Consider the following 1,050-nt stretch of genomic DNA (forward strand, 5'->3'; position numbering starts at 1 on the left):
CTAGAGCGGGATGAAGTCATCTCCGGTCGTATCCTGCATTGGCGAAGTAGTTTGAGCACTCGGCGGGTGTCGTCCGGTTGAGGATTTCGCCGATCGCCTGGCAGACGGTCTCGGCCGTCCGTTTGGCCGCCTTTCGAAGCCAGTGTTTGAGCTTGGCGAAGAACTGTTCGATGGGATTGAGGTCGGGTGAGTATTTGGGCAGGAGAATCAACTTTGCCCCTGCCTTGCGAATGGTGCGACGCACGGCCTTGCCCTTATGCGAGCCGAGATTGTCCATGACGACGATGTCGCCGGGCTTCAGGGTCGGAACCAGCACGGTCTCGATATAGAGGCGGAAGCGCTCGCCATTGATCGGCCCATCGATGAGCCATGGCGCGGTGATGCCGTCATGGCGCAAGGCGGCCAGGAACGTCATGGTTTTCCAGTGGCCGTGCGGCACCTTTGCCTTGATGCGCTGCCCAACTGGCGCCCAGCCTCTGAGTGGCGCCATGTTGGTCTTGGTCCAGGTTTCGTCGATGAACACCAGGCGGGCAGGATCGATGCGGTTCTGATAGGCCAGCCATTGCGCCCGTCGGCGCGCTACGTCGGGGCGATCCTGCTCGGCCGCGACCAACGTCTTTTTTTGTACGACAGACCCTCGGCGTGGACGAACTCCCAGACCGAGCGATAGTCGACCTCAAGCCCTCGTTCGGCGAGTTCGGCGACAAGCCCGCGCAGCGTGAAGGCCTGCTTGCGGCAGCGCTCAATGAGCCAGTCGCGCCAGGCCCCCGATAGCTTCTTCGGCTTGGAACCACCGACTTTGCGCGGTGCTACGCTGCCGGTTTCCTCATCGAGCTTCACCCACTCGATCGCAGCGCTGTAGCTGACCCCGAAACGCTTCGCAGCTGCGCGCCGCGACATTCCCTCTGTCTTCACCGCCGCCACGACGCGCTCTCGCAGATCCATCGATAGTGCCATCCATGCTGGCCTCCTTCCCAGCATGAATGGTGAATCATAAACCCGCTGATTTGGGAATCCTCAACGACTCCCAACAATTTCATCCCGCTCTAG

1 protein-coding gene is annotated in these 1,050 nt (G+C 61.0%); it reads right to left on the bottom strand.

Annotation, left to right across the window (positions count from 1 at the left end; genetic code table 11):
- Positions 1–16 precede the first annotated feature (16 nt).
- Positions 17–957, bottom strand: a protein-coding gene (locus tag CK218_RS29890; protein ID WP_095829759.1) for an IS630 family transposase whose coding sequence is annotated in 2 segments (ribosomal slippage) — positions 17–624 and positions 624–957 — 942 coding nt in all. Because the reading frame shifts where the segments join, the coding sequence is not laid out codon by codon here.
- Positions 958–1,050 lie beyond the last annotated feature (93 nt).

The sequence above is a fragment of the Mesorhizobium sp. WSM3879 genome (assembly GCF_002294915.1).
Classification (GTDB): Bacteria; Pseudomonadota; Alphaproteobacteria; order Rhizobiales; family Rhizobiaceae; genus Mesorhizobium.